This window comes from Sphingopyxis sp. BSN-002 (genome assembly GCF_022024275.1).
In the GTDB taxonomy this organism is placed as follows: Bacteria; Pseudomonadota; Alphaproteobacteria; order Sphingomonadales; family Sphingomonadaceae; genus Sphingopyxis.
The window spans coordinates 1597483-1611686 of sequence record NZ_CP091804.1 but is presented as its reverse complement, the minus strand read 5'-3'; the positions used below and the strand labels follow the sequence as shown (position 1 = coordinate 1611686).

Here is a 14204-nt window from a genome sequence, read left to right as displayed (position 1 = left end):
GCGCAGGTTTATGTTGGCGCCGCCTTACGCCGGGGGTGGGGAAATGCAAGGGGGTGGGGTTACATGATCCTTCTCCGTCTAGGGTTAAACTGTAACACCCCACGCAATTAGCATGCCAAACCTAAGCGCCTAGAAACACTGGCGCTCATTAAAATGCTGCCGAAAAAATCACTAAGGTTTGGCCCTTTTTCCCTAAGTCTCGCTATTTCGGACTCAGGCCCTTTAGGAAAGCCGGATTGATCGCGTAACGCAGTTCAGTGGAAATCGGTCCCCGTTCCGCCTCCAGTCGCCGAATGTCATATGCTCGATCGTATATGAAGACCGGTAACCCGGCCGCATCCAGTATTCCAAGGAATCCGTACCATAGGAGCAGTTCGATGACCTGATCCGGTGGGATGGCGAGATCTATACGGCCCAAGGTACTTAAAACATCAGCATGCTTAACGGTGGGTGGCGTTCCAATGAAAGAGTAAAATATATCGTCCGGTGTCCCTGCTATGTCGCGCATCTCATAAGCGAAATCAGATACAAGATACAAAGACATCTGACGCGCGCCCTCTTCAACGTCGTCTTCAGTTATAAATCCATGGCCTCGATTAATTGCAAATGATAGGGTTCTTTCCATAACGTCTATCAAGAAGCGCGGGCGCCGAAGGGATACCTCTATCATCTTATCTATCGATGTAAGAGTAGGAGATATCTGCCTATTTACTATGCCCCATGCGTCATCGGAACGTTCTTTCGGAACATTACTTAGCACTCTCGTCTTTATAAGGTGCTCTAGCTGCTGGGGATCTGACCAGTCGATTCTGATAACATTGTATTTACCTCGATCCGACGTGTGCTCCACTAGGCGCTCATAAACATCGCTTCTAAGGAAAATCATATGTCTAACGTCGAGCCCTTTCTTACCAAGGTCTCGACGAATCCTGCTGAGTGTTTCAATTAGATGGCGTATGGTGGCGACGTCATGCATCTCGACCTGAAGCGGAGGCCATCCTTTGTCGAGATCATCCACTAGAATGATGATCTTATCGAAGATGTCACCGAAGGATGTGATCGCTTCGCGAAGTTTGGGAATCGGATTTTCGAACATCAGGTTGGTTATTTGCTGCCTGACCTCATCTCCATTTCGCGCACCGCCCAGACCTGAAATTACTTGATCAACAGCGGTTCTCAGTCGCGAAGTAAAATCACCCGCGACTACGGCCTCGTGAAGGCCAAAATTCTCCTCAATTGATCTAATCCGCTCTTGCAAGTCAAAGTTGTTCTTTGATTTTGGGAGAACTGCCTCTCTGATTTTTAGAAGAATTTCCAATAGCATCACATAGTGCCAAAAAGATGCTATTGTATGATCAAATATTCCCACTGAAGATACGCTAAGTAAACTCTCTCTCATTTCACTTAGATTATGGCTTGCGGGGCGAAGATCGACAACACAGGACTCTTTGTCTTTAGAAAATTGGTTCAGAAGCTGGAAGTATATGGCAGATTTTCCGGAGCCCTTTCTGCCCGTTATGACAGCTCCTTCCGCTCTCAAGGCATTTGCATATTGCGCCGTTTTTATAAAATATAATTCTAGCTGCTGTGTCTCATACTCTGCAACTGGAGATCCGAGAGATATCTCAGCTATAATTCCCGCGTCGTCGTTGTTGCGAACTTTAGATATCTGTTGATTTCTTATAAGAGTGTCCGCGCATATTTGCTCAACGTGGTTGACGGTTTCTCTTCTAAACGTGGAGTTTGTGATAAAGTCTCGATAGTCTATCGGCGCAGGATTGTTCTCATATTGAATAGCGAGACAATCTATATCGAAGCCGTGGCATAAGCCAATAAGGAATGCTGCTCGCAAATTGTGTTTGTAGTTGTCGCTTATGTCCTCGCTTATTATGGGAATTATGACGCCGGAGGAAGATGATATCTCCGATATCGCTTGGGCGGCTGTCAAGCGAGGGACTTGAGTCGGATCAAATGCCCTGTACAGTACTTTTGAATTTTCGACTGTTGAAAATATTTGATTCCTGAAATCAGTTTTCATCAGGCAGTCTAATATAAACAGGGGCTGGGAGTGGTTTTTTGGAGTTTGATATCGGTTACGCCAAGAGGATGAATCCCATGCCTCAATCGAAGAAACTAGATCTTCGCCGTTTGTGTAAGTGGCCCAACCAATTGTATCCATTATCCCTAGATCATTAACTCGCCTTGATGCAGAGGAAACGGCAGAATTCAAAGTGGGAATTATGGGCTTTCCAAGTGCTGCCGCATAACCAATTTCATACAGAACGTTAAAATTATTATAAGTAATGTCCGCTATAAGTAGCTCGCATTCAGAGATATTTCGCCTTACCTCATCGTCTATTCGTAGGCCAACGATCTGCATGGCCTCCCATGAGAAAACTTCAAATTTCTCTCGGGGATAATGATCACAAAAATGGCGTATCGCGTCCCTGATATTCGGCTGGTTTCCCGGATATGCGAAAAAAGCTCGCCGAACCATCGGCCATTCTCCCGTGGATCAAGGGTCGGGTGACCCGACTGTTATTTAAGGCCTAAGGCTGGGAGCAATCAAAGTAAAGTTGCCTAGCGACGCATTCGCAAGCCTACGGGATCAGAATGGGCAAATTTGGAACGACAAAGCGGAGTGAAAATCTTCTCTTTCCTACATTATCCAAATAGGTTCAAAGTCATTCCGATTCATTCCAGGTGATTCGGGAGATGGAGCTATGGGGCGTAAGGTGGCGCGCGGTTCGCGGGGGAAATCGGGAGCGAAGGGCGGAGTGGGGGATGGTGCCCACCCCGCTGCTACTAGCGGGCAAGCCCGCAAGTCTCGCTCCCCCTCCCGCAAGCGGGAGGGGAAAGAAGCGCACTCCAATCCCTTCATGCCCGGGTTGCGCGTGCGCGCCGACGGGTGGACGGCGGCGCGGACGCGGGTGTTTCTGGCGACGCTGGGGCAAACGGGGTGCATCACCGATGCGGCGCGGATCGCGGGGGTCAGTACGACGTCGGTCAATCGATCGCGCGCGCTGTTCGCGCCGTTCGACAAGGCGTGCGGCGAGGCGATCGCGCGGGCGCTGCGCGGGCTGGAGGCGGTCGCTTATGAGCGCGCGGTTGCGGGGCGCGAGATGGTCGTCATCCGGAACGGCAAGGAGGTCGAGCGGCGGATCATGCCGTCGGATTCGATGCTGGGGCTGCTGATCAAGCGCGGCGACATGAAAGGCGGGCAGAATGTGCATCTGACGCCCGAGGAGGCCGACGCCTATGTGCTGCCCGCGGCGGTGCGCGATCGCTTCCTGTCGCGCGACGAGTTTTTCGGCGGAATGGTCTTCGACAACAAGGTAGAGGGCGCAGCCAAGGTGCAGGGCGCGACGCAGCAAGAAACCGACGCGGTGCTGCTCCGGCGCATCGCGTTCGTGAAGCGCGCGCACCGCTTGCGCTGTCCCGATCATCCGCATTGCGACGCGTGCGAGCAAAGGATGCCGTTGACCGACGCCGAACTCGACGCGGCATGGGCCGAAGAGGAGGCGCGGCGGGCGTCCTAGTGGCCGAGTGCGCCGCTGAACGCGTCGTTGATCGTCGTGAACACGCCCTCCAGCGTCAGCCCGAGCGACTGGAAGGCGATCAGGCAGGCGAGCGAGATCAGCGCCGCGAGAAGCCCGTACTCGATCGCGGTCGCGCCGCGCGTGTCGGCGGCGAAGTGGTGAATGGTCCGCATGTCGTCCCCATGATCCTGTTCCCGGTCCCGCGACGGCGATAACTGGACCGGGGCGAGGCACAGGTTGGCGAAACTGCTTAACAGGCTGATAAATTGCGCCATATCGGCGCGATTAGACTGAGGGAGCGGTGCGGGTGGCGGACCGGGGCCGCGGGCTCAGCCGAGCGCGGCCGCGGCAGGGCGAACGACTTTCGGGGTGAAGCTGCGCACGCAGTCGCGCCCCGTCCGCTTCGCGTCGTAAAGCGCCTGGTCGGCATCGTGCATCAGGCGCGAGAGGCCTTCGCCGGGGGTGCCGACGGCCAGCCCGATGCTGACGGTCGGGCAGAGCCGGTCGGGAATGCGGTTCGCGCACGCGGCACGGAGCCCGGTGCGTACCGCCTCGGCGAGCTGGCGTCCCGCCTCGACCCCTGCACCGGGGCAGAGGATCGCAAATTCCTCCCCGCCGATGCGGCCCGCGATGACCTGATCCCGCCCGACGGCGCGGACATGCGCGCCGAACGCGGCGATGATCGCGTCGCCGACCGCGTGGCCGTGGGTGTCGTTGATTCGCTTGAAATGGTCGAGGTCGGCGATCAGCAGCGCGGCGGGCTGGCCGGCGTCGTGGCAGCGGCGGAGCGCTGCGCCCGCCGCCGCTTCGAAGCCGCGGCGGTTGAGCAGGCCCGAAAGCTGGTCGTCGTCGGCTTCGCGGCGGAGCTCGGCGATCATGTCGATCGCGACCGCGACCATCAGGCTGATCGCCGCGACGATCGACACCATCGCCTGGCTGAACTGGACGGTGGTCCAGTAAACCGACTGCTGGAACCCGACATAATTGTCGAAGCCGCCGCTGAAGGTCAGGATGACGACGGGGCGGATGATCAGGTTCGCGGCCGACAGCGCGGCGACCCAGAACAGTACCTTGTCGATGAGGTGCGGCTTGTCGATCGGCGCGAGCGCATAGACGACCATCAGCGCGATAGCGCCGGCGCCGACGCTGATCGCATAGATGCGCGCGGGGATGCTGGGATCGGCGAGCAGATACCAGGTGAAGATGGCCATCGAGATGGCGGTCACGACGCTCATTGCGCGCCACGGGACCGGCAAGCCATAGCGTCTGATGATCGCGGCGGCGAAGAGCATCCCGGTCGCGAGGAAGCCGGCGTTTGCGGGCAGGCGCTGCAGCTCCATCGGCATGACGGGCGCAACATCCTGCATCAGGAAGGCAAAGGCGGTCGCGAGATAGGCGCCGGCGGCATAGGCGACATAGCGCTCGCGGCGGCGCAGCCACAGCAGGAAGAAGGCGGCGGCGAACAGCAGGCCGATGCCCGGATTGAGCAACGAGATGAAAAGCTGTCCTTGCAAAACGCTCCCTACCTCTTCTCCCCCGCCCCCAGGGTAGCCGAGTGTGGATAACGAGTTGTTACTTCGGGGGAAGTTAAGTCACGGTGACGAATGCGACGAGACGTTTGATATCGGCGCCGCCGGCGCGCGTGATCAGGCGGTGCCGCGCGTCACGAGATGCACGGGGATGCGGGTGCCGCTTCGCGTGAAGTCATCGTCCTCGAGCGCCATTGCGACCATCGCCTCGCCCGCCGCATCGAGATCGGGCTCAAGCGTCGTGAGCGCGGGATCGGCAAGGGTTCCGGCGCGGATGCCGTCGAAGCCGATGAGGGCGATATCTTCGGGCACGCGCCGGCCGGCGTCCTTCAGGCCCTGCAGAACGCCGAGCGCCAGCATGTCCGACGCGGCGAAGATCGCGTCGGTTTCGGGATGCGCGGCCAGCAGATCGGCGGCGGCGGCGACGCCCTGCGCGTGGCGGTCGGCGGCGGCAGGGGGCTCGACGATGACGGGCGCGACGCCATGCGCGGCGAGCGCGGCGGTGAAGCCGTCGCGGCGCTCGTCGAACTGGCGCTGCGGCGAGCGCTGGGGGCCGACGAAGGCGATATGCTTGCGGCCCGATGCGACGAGATGTTCGGCGGCGAGGCGGCCGCCGGTATCATTGTCGCTGCGCATCCAGTGGAAGGGATCGCCGGGGCTGCCCCAGCAGACGAAGTCGAGCCCCGATTGCTGCGCCTCGGCAAAATAATCCCATGCTGCGCGGTTGCTGGTCGTGCCGATGACGATCATCGCGTCGGCGAGACCGCTCGCGACGAAATCGGCGCGGAAATTGTCGGGGCTCTCCTGAAAGGAAACGAGCAGGTTGAAACCGCGCGCCGAGGTCGCGGCGGCGATGCTGCCTAGCAGCGCGAAATAGAAGGGATTGATCGCGCTGCGATCTTCGCCGGGGCGGCAGATGGTGACGAGCGCGAGCGTCTCGCTGCTTTTGAGGCGGAGCGACGAAGCGTGGCGGTCGACGACATAGCCGAGTTCGCGCGCGGCGGTGGAGACGCGGGCGCGGGTTTCGGCGTTGACCCCGGGGCTGTTGCGCAAGGCGCGCGAGACGGTCGATTGCGAAACGCCCGCGCGCTCGGCGACGTCGAACGATGTCGGGCGCAGCGTTTTCATGTGCAGTCCGTCTCCCCTTTCCGCCGTCTCTCGCCGCGTGGGGGAGGCTTGTCAATCGGCGAGGCCGGTCCCTTTTCCGGAACGACTGCCTAAAGGCCGTCGAGCGCGAGCAGCGCGAAGCTCGCAAGCCAGTGCTCGCCCATATAGTCGCCGGTGACGTGCGGGAGGGCGGCGGCGAGGTGGCGCTGCGCGGCGGCTTCGGCGACCGGGGCGACGGGATGGTCCGGCCCGAGCGCTGCGGCGACACTGCGCCAGCACCATGCGCGGCTGAGATTGAGGCCGTCGAGATGCGCGATCTTGCCGTCGCTGCGATCGGATACCGTGGCGGGGGTGAAGAGGGTTGCCGGCTGTTCCTCTGCGGCGCGGGGGAGGAAGGCGTCGAACCAGCCGGTGAAATCGTCGCCGAGGATGACCGCCATCAGATGCGCCTCGGTGAGCGCCGAGGAAAGGAATTCGTCGCCGCCGGGCTCCCATGCCTGGCAGTCGCGGTCTTCGGCGAACCAGCGGCGCGCACTGGCGTCGATCAGCGCGACGAGGTGGGGGTCGCGGGTTTCGGCCCAGTGCCGCGCGAGGAGGAGCGCGAAGGCGATGTTGAAATGGGTGCCGACGCGCAAGGGGTAGGTCATTTTCGGCAGGAAGGCATGGAAACGCGCGGCGAAGGCGAGGGCAAGCGGTTCGAGCGCCTCGGCCCAGGGGGCGTCGTGCTTTTCGGCTTCGGCGTGGAGCGCGAGAAGCCACGCCCAGCCATAGGGTCGCTCGAACGCGGCCGAATATGGGCGATCGAGGAAGGCGAGTTCGACGGCGACCTTTTCGGGCACGAGCATGGCGTCGGCGCGGGCGCGGATATCGGCGCTGACGGGCAGGTCGGGAAAAAGGCGCGCGAGGCGGAGAATCTGCCACCAGCCATGGACGCAGCTGTGCCAGTCGAAGCTGCCGTGGAAGATCGGGTGATGCTCGCGCGGGGGCTTCGCATCCTCGGGGCCGTTCAGGACGAGGTCCATCTTGTACGGATATTCGCGGCCGAGATGCGACAGGGTCGCGGTCGCGAAGCGGGTGGCGTGGTCGGGGGTGAGGTCGGTCATGTCAGAATGCGAAGAGCCAGATGAAGAGGATGTTGACCGCGAGCAAAGGCAGCGCGGTTCCGATCTGCGCCCGGATCACGCCATAAGGGCTTTTGAGTTCGAGCAGCGCGGCGGGGACGAGGTTGAAGTTCGCCGCCATCGGGGTCATCAGCGTGCCGCAGAATCCCGCAAGCATGCCGATCGCCGCGATGACCGCAGGGTCGCCATTGTAGTGCTTGATGAGCAGGGGCAGGCCCACCGCGGCCATCATCACCGGGAAGGCTGCGAAGGCGTTGCCCATTACCATCGTGAAGAGCGCCATGCCGAGGCCGAAGGCGAGCACGGCGCCGAACAGGCTGCCCTCGGGAATCGTGCCGCCGATGAGGCCGCCGACGACCTCGCCGACGCCCGCGAGCGCGAAGACCGCGCCGAGGCTGGCGAGCATCTGCGGCAGGATCGCCGCCCAGCCGACCGCGTCGAGCAGGCGGCGGCCTTGCTGGAGCGGGAGGGGGGCGGGGGGGCGGAGCCTCGCCATGCCGACCGCGAGCGCGATGAGCACCCCGATCGCCAGCGAGATCAGTGTTGCCTGCTTGGGATCGGCAAGACCGGGAACCCATTTGAAGACGAAGGTCCCCGCGAGTGCGACGACGGGGATGATCAGCGCGATGAGCAACAGGAAGTTGCCGTGCGTTCCGGCGCGTTCGGTCTGCAGGTCGGCCGGCACCTCGCCGCCCGGGGCGCGGCCGATCTGGCCGGTACCGGCGATCGCGACCAGGGCGAGGACGAGCAGCCCGTTGCCGAAATCGCCGAGATGGTCGCCGGCGAGCATCGAGGCCGCCATCAGCCCCCAGAAGGCGGCATTGCCGAAGCGCTTGGGGTTGCTGCGGTCCGCGAGGCCGAGCAGCGCGAAAGCAGCGAAGGTCAGTCCCGCGAGGACATAGACGAAGCCGAGCGTGATCATGCGCCAGCCTCCCGCTTCTTCATCCGCTTTTCGAGGCGTCGGAGGCGGAAGCCGTGGATCAGGAAAGCGGCGATCGCGGTCGGAATCGCCCAGAGCGAGAAGTGCAGCGGCTCGATCTGATAGCCATAGCCGTCGAGCAGGCCTTTCATTAGCAGGATCGAGCCGATCGCGAGGAAGATATCCTCGCCGAAGAAGAGGCCGACATTGTCGGTTGCGGCAGCAAAGGCTTTCACTTCCTCGCGTTGGTCTTCGGTGAGGGCGTCGTTCCTTGCTTCGGCGGCGGCTTCGGCCATCGGCGCGACGAGCGGGCGGACGGTCTGCGCATGCCCCGCGACCGAGGTGAGGCCGACCGCCGACAGCGCCTGCCGGAGCAGCAGGTAGCCGGTGAGCAGGCGTCCGAGCGTCGTGCCCTTCATGCGGTCGATCAGGCTGCGGGCGTGCTGCTGGAGGCCATAAGCCTCGAGCAGGCCAATGACGGGGAGGACGATCCAGATGATCGAGACATAGCGCGTGTCGTTGAACGCCTTGCCGAAGGCGGCGACGATCGCGGCGATATCGAGCCCTGCGGCGAGCCCGGTCGCGAGCGCCGAGGCCATGATGACGAGCAGCGGATTGAAGCGGAGCAGGAAGCCCGCGATGATGATCGCGATGCCGATCAGGACGAGCATGATCGGTACCCCTTCATTCCGTCGTCCCCGCGTGGGGTAGACCGCGCCGTCGCCAAATTATCTCTCCCCTGATTTCCCGTAACCGCCGCCGCCGGGCGTTTCGATCACGAAGGCATCGCCCGCGGCGAGGTCGGCGCTGCCGGTGGCCGCGAGGATTTCGATGCGGCCGTCTACCCGTTCGACCCAGTTGCGGCCGGGCGCGGCGTCTTCGCCGCCCGCGAGACCGCTGGGGGCAATCTGCCGCCGGTTCGCGAGGATGTTCGCGGCCATTGCTTCGCGGAAGCGGATGCGGCGGGTGGCGCCGTCGCCGCCATGCCAGCGGCCGGCGCCGCCCGAACCTTTGCGGATCGAGAATTGCTCGACGATGACGGGGAAGCGCGTTTCCATCACTTCGGGGTCGGTCATGCGGCTGTTGGTCATATGCGTCTGGATGACGCTGGTGCCGTCGAAGCCGGGGCCGGCGCCCGAGCCGCCGGCGATCGTCTCGTAATATTGATGCGCGTCGTTGCCGAAGGTGAAATTGTTCATCGTCCCCTGCGCCCCGGCCATCGCACCGAAGGCGATGAAAAGCGCGTCGGTGATGACCTGGCTCGTCTCGACATTGCCCGCGACGACCGCGGCAGGGTAGCGCGGCGAGAGCATCGAGTCTTCGGGGACGATCAGCGTGACGGGGGTGAGGCAGCCCTCGTTCATCGGGATCGGGTCGTCGAGCATCGTGCGCAGGACGTAGAGGACTGCGGCGCGGACCACGGGGGCGGGCGCGTTGAAATTGTCGGGCAAGGTTGCCGACGAGCCGGTGAAGTCGATGGTGACGTGGCGGGCCTTGCGGTCGACCTTTACTGCGACGGCGACCTTGGCGCCATTGTCCATCGCGTAGGTGAAGGTGCCGTCTTCGAGGCGCGCGATGAGCTGGCGGACCGCGGCCTCGGCTTGGCGCTGCCCATGCGCCATATAGGCCGCGACGGTGGCGGCACCGTGCGCGGCCGAGAGGTCGACGAGCGCGCTGGCGCCGCGCTGGCAGGCGGCGACCTGTGCTTTCAGGTCGGCGATGTTGAGCCCGGGGTTACGCGCGGGCCAGTCGCCGGCGGTAAGGTGCGCGTGGACGGCGGCGTCGAGGAAGTTTCCGTCGTCGACGATCAGGACATTGTCGAAGAGGATGCCCTCGTCGGCGATGCTCCGGCTGTCGGGGGGCATCGATCCGGGCGCGATGCCGCCGAGGTCGGCGTGGTGGCCGCGCGCGGCGACGAAGAAGCTCGGCGCATCGCTCTCCTCGTATTCTTTGGCCACGAACACGGGCATGATGACGGTGATGTCGGGCAGGTGGGTCCCGCCGTCGTAGGGTGCGTTGAGGGCGTAGGCGTCGCCGCGCCGGATGCCGCGGCCGTCGGCGGTGCGCTGGCGGAGGATGGTGCGGACGCTCTCGCCCATCGAACCGAGGTGGACAGGCATGTGCGGCGCGTTGGCGACGAGCCGGCCTTCGCCGTCGAAGAGCGCGCAGGAGAAATCGAGTCGCTCGCGGATGTTGATCGACGAGGCGCTGTGCTGGAGCGCGCCCCCCATTTCCTCGGCGATCGCCATGAACAGGCTGTTGAAGATTTCGAGGCGGACGGGGTCGGGGGTGGCGAAGTCGCCGGATGCAGCGGCGTGCGTCTCGACCGAGTGGGTGCGGGCCAGGAGCAGTGTGCCTTCGTGCTGGACCTCGGCACGCCAGCCGGGTTCGACGATGGTGGTCGAGAGCGGGTCGATGATGATCGCGGGGCCGGCGACGCTGGCACCCACAGCCAGTGCTTCACGCTGGTGAAGAGGGATGGTGTGCGCCGCCCCGGCAAGCCAAGCGGTAGCGCTTTCGGGGGGCGTGCCTGCCGTTGCCTCAGGCGGGGGCAGGGTTGCGGGAGCTTCGCCGCTCTCGGTCAGCTCGACACGGATGCGGTCGACGACCAGATTGGCGTGCGGGGCGTAGCCGAAGCGCTGGCGGAAGGCTGCGGCGAAGGCGGCCGCTACCTCGGCGGGCGATGCGAGCGGCAGCTCGATCGCATTGTCGCTGTCGGCCAGGCGGACGAAGAGCAGGGTTTCACGTGCGGTTTCGGCGCCGCCGGTGAGGTCGGCGCGGGCTTGTTCCGACAATTCGCTTTCAGTGGCGGCAAGCGTAGCTTCGCAATACCCGTCGAGTTTGAGCGCCAACGTTCGCTCGCGGATCGCCGAGGGTTTGGCGAGGCCCATGCCATAGGCCGAGAGCACACCCGCAAGCGGATGAAGCAGGATTTCGTCGACGCCGAGCGCATCGGCGACGAGACACACATGCTGGCCCGCGGCGCCGCCGAAGCCGGTGAGGCTGTAGCCCTGCGTCAGGTCGTGGCCGCGCGCGATGGTGATGCGCTTGATCGCGTTCGCCATCTGCTGGACCGCGATGGCGAGCAGACCCTCGGCGAGCGCTTCGGGGGTGATGTTTCCGACCTCGGCGGCCATCGCGGCGAATTTGCGCACGACGACCGCGCGGTCGAGCGGCTGGTCGCCATTCGGGCCGAAGAGCTTCGGGAAATGATCGGGCTGGATCTTGCCGAGCAGGACGTTGCAGTCGGTGACGGTGAGCGGCCCGCCGCGGCCGTAGGCGGCGGGACCGGGGTTCGCGCCGGCGCTCTCGGGGCCGACGAGCAGGCGCGCGCCGTCCCAGCGGCAGATCGAACCGCCCCCGGCAGCAACGGTGTGGATGCGGAGCATCGGGGCGCGGATGCGCGTGCCTGCGACGATCGTTTCGTTGTCGCGTTCGAGGCGGCCGGAATAGTGACTGACGTCGGTCGAGGTGCCGCCCATGTCGAAGCCGATGAGGCGGGTCTTGCCGAGCGGGGCGGCGCTGCCGACCATGCCGACGATGCCGCCCGCGGGACCCGAGAGGATCGCGTCGCGGCCGTGGAAAGCGGTGGCGGAGGCGAGACCGCCCGAGCTTTTCATGAACTGCGGGTCGACGCCGTCGCCCAATTGCGCGACGAACTGGTCGACATAGTGGCGCAGCACGGGCGAAAGATAGGCGTCGGCGAGCGTCGTGTCGCCGCGGCCCACGAGCTTGATCAGCGCGCTGACGTCGTGGCTGGTCGAGATTTGGGTGAAGCCGACGTCGGTGGCGATGTCAGCGAGGCGTTGTTCGTGATCGGGGTAGCGATAGCCGTGCATCAGCACGATCGCGATGCTGGTGAGGCCGCGGTCGCGGGCGGCTTGCAGCGAAGCGCGGGCGGCTTGCTCGTCAAGCGCGGTCAGGACGGCGCCGTCGGGTCCGATGCGCTCGGAGATCTCGGCGACCTCGGCATGCGGCGGGGGCGTGCGGTCGAGTTTGCGCGCGAAGAGTTCCGGGCGGTCCTGATAGCCGATCGTCAGCGCGTCGCCGAAGCCTGCCGTGATCGCGAGCAAGGTCGGCTCGCCCTTGCGTTCGAGGAGCGCGTTGGTCGCGACGGTACTGCCCATGCGGATCGCGAGCGGCGGCAGGTCGCCGCTGCCTGCGCCGGTGAGGTCGCGGATCGCATTGACCGCGGCGTCGCCGGGGCGGGCGGGGTCTTCACTCAGATATTTGGTGGTGACGACGGCGCCGTCGGGGCTGCGCGCGACGACGTCGGTGAAGGTGCCGCCGCGATCGATCCAGATATGCCAGCGGTCGTCAGGTGGTAGAGCCATCGTCCGGCCAGCGAATGACGATGGCGAGGCCATTGTCAACCGCGCTGCGTTCCCAGCTGCCCTTCAATTGCCGCTCGATCAGCGAGCGGATGAACTGGGTGCCAAAGCTTTCGGTGCCGATGTCGGGCGTCGCGGCGAGGCCGGTTTCGGTCCAGCGGAATTCGACATCGCCGGCGTCGATGCGCCAGCCGACGGCGAGATCGCCGCCGCGCCCCGACAGCGCGCCATATTTGATGCTGTTTGTCACCAGTTCGTGGACCGCGAGCGAGATGGCCTGCGCGCTTTCATCCTCAAGCCGGACGACCGGGCCGTCGAGTGCCGCCAGACGCTCGCCGGACCAGCCGGCGATTTCCAGCTCGCGGTGGACGATCTTGCCGAGTTCGACGGTGTCGACCGCACCGGTAACCAGCATCTGTTTGGCGTCCGAAAGCGCGCGCATGCGGCCGTCGAACCTCTTTTCGAAATCCTGCAGGTTTTCGGATTCGCGCAGGGTGATGCGGGCGAGCGCGCCGATGCGGGCAAAGGCGTTTTTCATGCGGTGCGCCATCTCTCCGATCATCAGTTCGCGGTCTTCGGCATGGCGCGCCTGTTCGGCGGCGAGTGCCTGCGCCACGCCGACGCGGCGCTGCTGGACGCGGTGGAGCTGCGTGGCGAGGATCGCGAGAGCAAGGCCGAAGAGGAAGATGGCGAAGGGGCGGCCGAGCCGTTCGAAGAAACGGCCGTAGGAGATGCGCATCGTCCATTCGCGGTCGGCGACGCGCAGCTTCTGTTCGTGCGCATCCCAGCCGACCTGCCCGTGACGATAGAGAAGCTGCGCCTTCGGGCCGTCGCCGGCGTAGACTTCGAGCCCGTCGATGCCGTTGATCTGTTCCCCGAGGACGGCCTTCATCATGTCCTGGCCGCGGAACGGAGCATAGATGAAGGCTTCGATCGGGCGTGTCCCGGGGCGCGTCGCGACGTTGGTCAGCGGCGAGGCGGGTCGGCGCGCATAGACCGGAATATAGATCAGGAAACCCTTTTGCTTGTGCGTCGTCGCCTTTTCCTGCGCGAGCGAAACGACCCCGCTCGCGGCGGGCTGGCCGGTCTGCCAGGCGCGGCGCATCGCAGCCCGCCGCGTCGGATCGCTGTACATGTCGAAGCCGAGCGCGACGTGGCGGCGCGGCGTATAGGGTTCGACGAGCGTGACCGCGAATCCGATTTTCTGGTCGGTAGCCGCGGGCCAGACCCTGATGTCCTGGCCGTAGTTCTGGCGAAGCTGTGCCTCGGGCAGTTCGGGCGCCGCCGCGGGGAAAGCCGCGGCGATGCCGATACCCTCCATGCCCGGTGTCCGCACCTGCGGCTGGAGCGACGAGAGGTAGGCGCGGATGCCGGGGCCGCTCGAGCTCGGATCCGACTGGTAGAGCGCGCGCACCCCTTCGAGGACCGCGACATGATCGCGCAGCCGCATATTGACCTGCATCGCGACGCGAGCCGCCTGATCGCCCTCTTCGGACTGGTTGTAGAGAAAGCTCGCCGCCGCTGCGACGAGCGTCGCGAGGAGGATCACAAGGCCGACGAAGCGGACAAGCAGGGCCAGCAGCCGGTCTGCCCAGGTCGAAGGGCGCATGCGTTGAATCCTGCCTGATGGCTGCCGCGGCAGCGCCCCCCTCCGGTCG

10 protein-coding genes are annotated in these 14204 nt (G+C 64.0%); 1 reads left to right on the top strand and 9 read right to left on the bottom strand.

Annotated features, from left to right (window positions below; translation table 11 throughout):
- Positions 1-202 precede the first annotated feature (202 nt).
- Entirely contained in the window at positions 203-2380 is a 2178-nt protein-coding gene (locus L7H23_RS07985; protein ID WP_237838811.1) for a hypothetical protein, read from the bottom strand.
- A 499-nt stretch (positions 2381-2879) separates the two neighbouring features.
- On the opposite strand from L7H23_RS07985, the gene L7H23_RS07980 reads away from it, so the two are divergent.
- The gene (locus tag L7H23_RS07980; RefSeq protein ID WP_237838810.1) at positions 2880-3539 is read left to right on the top strand and encodes a hypothetical protein; all 660 of its coding nucleotides are present in this window, start codon (positions 2880-2882) and stop codon (positions 3537-3539) included.
- Here the strand turns inward: L7H23_RS07980 and L7H23_RS07975 are convergent.
- The 8 genes from L7H23_RS07975 to L7H23_RS07940 form a co-directional block, all read right to left on the bottom strand.
- Positions 3536-3712 (bottom strand): Flp family type IVb pilin, encoded by a 177-nt coding sequence (locus L7H23_RS07975; RefSeq protein ID WP_237838809.1) that lies wholly within the window; start codon positions 3710-3712, stop codon positions 3536-3538. The two genes, L7H23_RS07980 and L7H23_RS07975, sit on opposite strands and share 4 nt — an antisense overlap.
- Before the next feature lie 156 nt (positions 3713-3868).
- The gene (locus tag L7H23_RS18530) at positions 3869-5053 is read right to left on the bottom strand and encodes a diguanylate cyclase (RefSeq protein ID WP_275671235.1); all 1185 of its coding nucleotides are present in this window, start codon (positions 5051-5053) and stop codon (positions 3869-3871) included.
- 132 nt (positions 5054-5185) lie between these two features.
- Complete coding sequence (locus tag L7H23_RS07965) at positions 5186-6196, bottom strand: LacI family DNA-binding transcriptional regulator (RefSeq protein WP_237838808.1); 1011 nt, start codon at positions 6194-6196, stop codon at positions 5186-5188.
- Between the two features lie 89 nt (positions 6197-6285).
- Positions 6286-7278 (bottom strand): DUF2891 domain-containing protein, encoded by a 993-nt coding sequence (locus L7H23_RS07960; RefSeq protein WP_237838807.1) that lies wholly within the window; start codon positions 7276-7278, stop codon positions 6286-6288.
- 1 nt (position 7279) lies between these two features.
- Positions 7280-8218 (bottom strand): DUF979 domain-containing protein, encoded by a 939-nt coding sequence (locus L7H23_RS07955; RefSeq protein ID WP_237838806.1) that lies wholly within the window; start codon positions 8216-8218, stop codon positions 7280-7282.
- The gene (locus L7H23_RS07950) at positions 8215-8886 is read right to left on the bottom strand and encodes a DUF969 domain-containing protein (RefSeq protein WP_237838805.1); all 672 of its coding nucleotides are present in this window, start codon (positions 8884-8886) and stop codon (positions 8215-8217) included. Before L7H23_RS07950 ends, L7H23_RS07955 begins: the two co-directional genes overlap by 4 nt.
- A gap of 57 nt (positions 8887-8943) precedes the next feature.
- Entirely contained in the window at positions 8944-12549 is a 3606-nt protein-coding gene (locus L7H23_RS07945; RefSeq protein WP_237838804.1) for a hydantoinase B/oxoprolinase family protein, read from the bottom strand.
- Complete coding sequence (locus tag L7H23_RS07940) at positions 12533-14155, bottom strand: CHASE domain-containing protein (RefSeq protein ID WP_237838803.1); 1623 nt, start codon at positions 14153-14155, stop codon at positions 12533-12535. The genes L7H23_RS07945 and L7H23_RS07940 overlap by 17 nt, the downstream gene beginning before the upstream one ends.
- Between the last annotated feature and the right edge of the window lie 49 nt (positions 14156-14204).

What these genes read in the sequence shown, in the direction of transcription:
- L7H23_RS07955 (WP_237838806.1), bottom strand. Translation starts at nt 8,218, where the DNA reads ATGATCACGCTCGGCTTCGTCTATGTCCTCGCGGGACTGACCTTCGCT.
- L7H23_RS07950 (WP_237838805.1), bottom strand. Translation starts at nt 8,886, where the DNA reads ATGCTCGTCCTGATCGGCATCGCGATCATCATCGCGGGCTTCCTGCTC.
- L7H23_RS07945 (WP_237838804.1), bottom strand. Translation starts at nt 12,549, where the DNA reads ATGGCTCTACCACCTGACGACCGCTGGCATATCTGGATCGATCGCGGC.
- L7H23_RS07965 (WP_237838808.1), bottom strand. Translation starts at nt 6,196, where the DNA reads ATGAAAACGCTGCGCCCGACATCGTTCGACGTCGCCGAGCGCGCGGGC.
- L7H23_RS07975 (WP_237838809.1), bottom strand. Translation starts at nt 3,712, where the DNA reads ATGCGGACCATTCACCACTTCGCCGCCGACACGCGCGGCGCGACCGCG.
- L7H23_RS07980 (WP_237838810.1), top strand. Translation starts at nt 2,880, where the DNA reads ATGCCCGGGTTGCGCGTGCGCGCCGACGGGTGGACGGCGGCGCGGACG.
- L7H23_RS07985 (WP_237838811.1), bottom strand. Translation starts at nt 2,380, where the DNA reads ATGCAGATCGTTGGCCTACGAATAGACGATGAGGTAAGGCGAAATATC.
- L7H23_RS07960 (WP_237838807.1), bottom strand. Translation starts at nt 7,278, where the DNA reads ATGACCGACCTCACCCCCGACCACGCCACCCGCTTCGCGACCGCGACC.
- L7H23_RS07940 (WP_237838803.1), bottom strand. Translation starts at nt 14,155, where the DNA reads ATGCGCCCTTCGACCTGGGCAGACCGGCTGCTGGCCCTGCTTGTCCGC.